The organism is Campylobacter sp. JH32 (assembly GCF_017846535.1).
Lineage (GTDB): Bacteria > Campylobacterota > Campylobacteria > Campylobacterales > Campylobacteraceae > Campylobacter_D > Campylobacter_D coli.
Map to the genome: position 1 here is coordinate 1 of NZ_JAEQBS010000018.1, position 5,350 is coordinate 5,350.

Below are 5,350 nucleotides of genomic sequence, written 5' to 3' on the forward strand. Positions count from 1 at the left end.
AAAATTCAAAACAATATCATAAACTTCCTTTTCTGATCTCATTTTTATCTCCTCCAATTATTGAAATAGGTGTGAAGCCATTTTAGGGCTTTCCCGCCTTGATTACCCTTTAGCAAAGACGGGCGGGGCTGTCAACGGCGGCGCATGAAATGCGCCGTTCATCTTGACCGTTGATTGGCTCGGCTGGCTTTGCTATTTTTATCGAATTGCATATTGGTAAATTGCATTGATATGTACTTGGGTTGTATTCACGATTGGCACATTAACATCTTCGGGCTTTATGGCAAGTGGCAGCTCCGTACAGGCGAGAATGAGTGCATCTACATTTTCTTTTTCAATGTATTTATTTGCCAGTGCAATCATTTTCTCTTTATCACTAGGAATTACTATGCCATTCTCTAAATTGGGGTATATCAGTTTTCCTAATAGAGATAATATGGTGCAAGTCAGCACGAACACGAACCGTCTTATCCCCCATAATATCTTTTTTTGCACTGATTGGTGTATCATTTCGTTTTGCTTTTTGTGCGCCTAAATTTCCCACAACCACTCACTTCTTTCTATTTCTTCTTACTCTTATTTTATCATCAACAATCACAAATCACAAGTGATTTGTGATTAATCACTTGTGATTTGTGATTCTATTCTTTTTCGTTTTCTAATTGAATGATTCGCTCAAGCATTTCAAAAAATACGTTCTCATACATAGATAAAATCAATATATCCCTTTTCTCCGATTTTTACAACGGCATTGTAGGACTTTCTATCTTTCGTTTTGATTCCTTTTACCAGGGTTTCTTTTCCCTCTAGTAATTCTTTTACATTTGTTTTGGTGAGTTTTTTCTTTCTAAAATGTTCAGCTAAAGTGAAGGTACATTCAGGATAATTTGAACAACCATAAAACGATTTTTTTAATACAATATTGTTGCCACACTTAGGACATTTTCCTACAAGGGGTCCCGAGCGCTTAGTGGGAATTTGTACCCCTTATCGATACAAATTCCCCGTAGGCGCTAGGGACCTCTTTAGCTCCTTGGAAGCTGTCAGTAGTATACCTAATAATTTATCTACATTCCCTTTAGTAACGTGTAACTTTCCAAATTTACAAAAGCGACTCATAGAATTATTTCCTCCCGTTAAATAATAGATAACTATTAAAAATAGACAATACTTGCTCATAAGTAACGGTACTTAAATTGTTTACTTTGGCGTGTTTCATTGCTTGATGAAACTGATTTTTAGTAAACAGTTGACGATATTCTCGATTGACCCATTTTGAAACAAAGTACGTATATAGCTTCCAATATTTATCTGGAACATCTGTGGTATGGCGGGTAAGTTTTATTAAGACACTGTTTACTTTTGGTTTAGGATGAAAGCATTCCGCTGGCAGCTTAAGCAATTGCTGAATCGAGACTTGAGTGTGCAAGAGCAACCCTAGTGTTCGGTGAATATCCAAGGTACGCTTGTAGAATCCTTCTTCAACAATCAGATAGATGTCAGACGCATGGCTTTCAAAAACCACTTTTTTAATAATTTGTGTGCTTAAATGGTAAGGAATATTCCCAACAATTTTATACCTCTGTTTGTTAGGGAATTGAAACTGTAGAATATCTTGGTGAATTAAAGTGACACGAGTATTCAGTTTTAATTTTTCTGACGATAAGTTGAATAGATGACTGTCTAATTCAATAGACGTTACCTGTTTACTTATTTTAGCCAGTTTCGTCGTTAAATGCCCTTTACCTGTTCCAATTTCGTAAACGGTATCGGTTTCTTTTAAATTCAATTGTTTTATTATTTGGTTGAGTACTTTTTCACTCGTTAAAAAGTTTTGAGAATATTTTATATTTTTGTTCATGTAATCACTCCTTCTTAATTACAAATTTTTAGCATCTAATTTAACTTCAATTCCTATTATACAAAATTTTAAGATACTGCACTATCAACACACTCTTAAGTTTGCTTCTAAGTCTTATTTCCATACTCGCTCTTAATACAATATAGTGTACCTCGTAATCTTCTTGGGCAAGAGCTTTCCATGGCTCCAAAAACCATGGCCCGACAATCCCATCTACAATTACATCATATCCGCCACGAGCATATCGCTTTGCAGCTTCTAAAAAGGCTTCAATGACAATCAAATTTTGCTCATTTGATTCTGGCAAATGCGGTGGTATTGCCCCTTTACTCAAATAATGATAAAAGTCATCTGTGTGCATATGCACAGACTTTTCCAAATCTGATTCTTTTGCAACAGCAGATGCCGTTGTAGTTTTTCCTGTCCCCGGCGCACCTGTGATTACAATAATTCTACCTTGATTCATCTATATTCTCCCTCGCAATTCAGATTTACCGCTCTCTTTCTGGTTTTGGAGCGTTTCTTCTCTCAAGATTGAAATGGGCGGGAAGCCATTTTAGGGCTTTCCCGCCTTGATTGCCCATCAGCAAAGACGGGCGGGACTGTCAACGGCGGCGCATTTATGCGCCGTTCATCTTGACCGTTGATTGGCCCCGCTAACTTTGCTACTCTGTTCTAAGTAATTCCTCAATTTGTTTTTTCATATATTCTACAAGTGCCATCGCTTCCTTTTCTACTGTCTCCCATTCATCAGACAAATTTCCCAAATAAGCTTCCTTTGCCGTTGTTAGCAGGGGGGGGGAATCTCTCCGGCAATTTTAAAATTACCCATTTTGCGGCAACATCTTTTGTCGTGATTTCTTCTGTTACTAAAGTAAACCACATTCGTGATAAGGTTAATAACACATTTCTTTCATCACCCTTAAAGCTGGAAATCAAACCAGGTAAAGAAAACCGAATTGCTTTTTTAATTTCGTGAAATGGGATAGCGGGAATAAGCTCTTTGCTTTCCGCCCCCTTCAAAGTTATGCTATTTTTTCTTGCTTGCCATAATAAAATCATTATATCTGGGTCATTGCAGGCTTGCGGATATTCTCCTGCTTCCATCTCTCCCCTTAGCCATTCACCATACATATACTGACATTTTGGCGGAAATTGCAACGGAACAATATCAGATTGATTGATAATAGTTACCTCTAAAGGTCTTTTTTCAATACAGCCTACGGAGCCAGAAATTTTCAATAATTGCTTTGTTAGATCTGCTCTGATTGAATTACTCAATTCTTGTTTAGTAATTATCAGTATATCTATATCACTATCTGGACGCAGCCCATTCATTGTTGCTGAACCATATAAATATATCCCCAATATTTGACCTTGTAATATGGTTTCTGCTATTGAAATAACTTGATTTACTTGTTGTGGAAATTCATTTATATTCATTGTAACTCCTATATGTATTTATTTTTACTCCTCAACAACTGATAAAACAGCGTCTAAGGCTAATTCTAAGGCTATGGATATACTTGTTTTTCCCCATTCTCTTTCTTGGTATTTATGAGGGTCTGCAAGAGTATCGGCTGAAAAAAGCAGCATAGCCCATGTAACTTTTCTAAATTTTGCACACGCCGCCAATGCGGAACATTCCATTTCTACTACTTGACATCCCTCTTCTTTCCGATACTGAACCATTTCTACTGTTTCTCGATAAAAACCGTCTGTTGTCCATGTTTTAACTTCCCAATATGGTATATTCTTTTGGCTCAGTCGTGCTTACTCAGAGGGTAATTTAGGGTATAACAAAATAACCCACCCGAATATCGTTTTTTTTATTTGGTGAGTTTGTTCTTTCAAATACGAAACAAAAAGAGCCGATGATTCGTGAATTGTTCCACAATTTCATCGGCTCTGCGTCTTAAGCGTCTGGCTCTTTGATGACAGTTATCTTCAAGTTGTCAACTTTAATCAATCTTTCTTGTCTGCATTTTGGACAATAAAGGGGATAATTCTCCAAAACAGTGTCCTTCCTAATTTTATTACGGGTTTTGCTCCCACAAACAGGACACAATATCCATTCGCATTTCATCATAATTAGTCTCTAATCCTTTCAAATCTCATTTTATATGACTTTTGCAAGCTGTTAAGCTAACTTGTGGAACATATGCCGAACCTTATCTATACGGCTATTCGGGCGGCGGGGTTGGCAAATAAATTTACCAATAGCTGGCTGGTATCCTTTTAACTCTGTCAAGCAGACTCCCTGCCCATTTGTGAAAGAAGTTAAATCGTTCCTGTATTCTTGAATACATCTAGCAGGGATTTCTCCTTTCAGAATGACCTCGTCATTCTTTATCTGAGTACTTACAATATCTGCACAATACCTTGGAGCATCATGATACGCCCGTGAGAGATATTCCTGCGGTGCATAAATTTCAAAGTGGAGATATGGCTCTAATAGTTCTGTCCCTGCTTTTTTTAAAGCCTGCTCCAATACGATAGGGGAAAGCAGCCGAAAGTCTGCGGGGGTACTTACAGGACTATAATACAATCCATATTCAAAACAGATTTTACAGTCTGTCACTTTCCATCCATACAGCCCCTGCTCGCAGCCATAAAGAACCCCCTCCATAACCGCATTTTGGAACGATTGATTTAAATATCCAAGTGAAACTCTGCTTTCATACTGCACTCCGCTTCCAATAGGGAGCGGCTCTATGGACAACCCGACAGAAGCCCAGAAAGGATTTGGCGGGACTTCTATGTGGATGGTATATTCTGCTTTTCTAAGCGGTCTTTCCATATATATAACAGTAGGCTCTTTTATTTCTGCCTCCACATGATATTTTTCCTCAAGGATGGCACAAATGACTTCCATCTGCACATTCCCCAAAAAAGAAAGTATAATCTCATGCGTTGTAGTATCCACATAATATTGTAGAAGCGGGTCACTGTCGGAGATTTCTAAAAGTGCATCAAGTAACATTTCCCTTTGTTGAGGTTTGCTCGGTTCAACAGTTGTTTGGAGCATAGGGAGAGGATTTTCAATTCTCTCTCTCTGTGGCAATAGCTTTGTATCTCCAAGAACACTATTTAGCTTCAAAAACTCATTTTGCAAAATAACAATTTCCCCGGAATAAGCCTTATCAATTTTACATAATTCACCATTTATTGAAGTATACATTTCTGTAATTTTTATTTTTTCCTTTTCCGATATTCTAACCGAATCCCGCAAATGCAGGATTCCGCCATAAAGGCGTACATATGCAAGACGTTGTCTTTCTTCCGAATATTCAATCTTAAAAACCTGCCCGCATAGTTCAGATTGACCTTCAGGCGTTGATGAATAAAATTTACTGGCAATTACTTCTATAAGCTGCCGAGTCCCCAGATTGTTTTTAGCGCTTCCGTGATAAACGGGAAATAACGTTCCGTTTTGGAATCTCCTGTTTTCTTCCTGTTCCAGTTCTGACATTTTAAACGGTTTCCCTG

At 37.8% G+C, this 5,350-nt stretch carries 6 protein-coding genes and 4 pseudogenes; all 10 read right to left on the reverse strand.

Annotation, left to right across the window (positions count from 1 at the left end):
* Nucleotides 1-198: 198 nt before the first annotated feature.
* On the reverse strand, nucleotides 199-459 hold the full coding sequence (locus KAR67_RS09910) for an aspartate/glutamate racemase family protein (protein ID WP_334328229.1): 261 nt from the start codon (nucleotides 457-459) through the stop codon (nucleotides 199-201).
* A pseudogene (locus KAR67_RS09145) lies at nucleotides 425-550 on the reverse strand (peptide-binding protein); the annotation flags it as partial. The gene KAR67_RS09910 and the pseudogene KAR67_RS09145, both read right to left, overlap by 35 nt.
* Nucleotides 551-641: 91 nt before the next feature.
* Nucleotides 642-729, reverse strand: a pseudogene (locus KAR67_RS09915) (chromosome partitioning protein ParA); the annotation flags it as partial.
* Nucleotides 730-771: 42 nt separating this feature from the next.
* Nucleotides 772-978: pseudogene (locus KAR67_RS09920) on the reverse strand (topoisomerase DNA-binding C4 zinc finger domain-containing protein); the annotation flags it as partial.
* A 145-nt stretch (nucleotides 979-1,123) separates the two neighbouring features.
* Nucleotides 1,124-1,861, reverse strand: a complete 738-nt coding sequence (gene erm(B), locus KAR67_RS09155) for a 23S rRNA (adenine(2058)-N(6))-methyltransferase Erm(B) (RefSeq protein ID WP_002321849.1) — start codon at nucleotides 1,859-1,861, stop codon at nucleotides 1,124-1,126.
* 46 nt (nucleotides 1,862-1,907) lie between these two features.
* The gene (locus tag KAR67_RS09160; protein WP_170876516.1) at nucleotides 1,908-2,327 is read right to left on the reverse strand and encodes an AAA family ATPase; all 420 of its coding nucleotides are present in this window, start codon (nucleotides 2,325-2,327) and stop codon (nucleotides 1,908-1,910) included.
* 199 nt (nucleotides 2,328-2,526) lie between these two features.
* Nucleotides 2,527-3,304: pseudogene (ant(9), locus tag KAR67_RS09165) on the reverse strand (aminoglycoside nucleotidyltransferase ANT(9)).
* A 24-nt stretch (nucleotides 3,305-3,328) separates the two neighbouring features.
* Nucleotides 3,329-3,628, reverse strand: coding sequence for a phosphoglycerate transporter (locus KAR67_RS09170; protein ID WP_079744580.1), 300 nt, complete (start codon nucleotides 3,626-3,628; stop codon nucleotides 3,329-3,331).
* Between the two features lie 148 nt (nucleotides 3,629-3,776).
* Complete coding sequence (locus KAR67_RS09175; RefSeq protein WP_002779755.1) at nucleotides 3,777-3,950, reverse strand: cysteine-rich KTR domain-containing protein; 174 nt, start codon at nucleotides 3,948-3,950, stop codon at nucleotides 3,777-3,779.
* A gap of 51 nt (nucleotides 3,951-4,001) precedes the next feature.
* Nucleotides 4,002-5,350, reverse strand: a 1,349-nt coding sequence (locus KAR67_RS09180) for a TetM/TetW/TetO/TetS family tetracycline resistance ribosomal protection protein (protein WP_192801091.1), incomplete at its 5' end; no start/stop codon positions are given.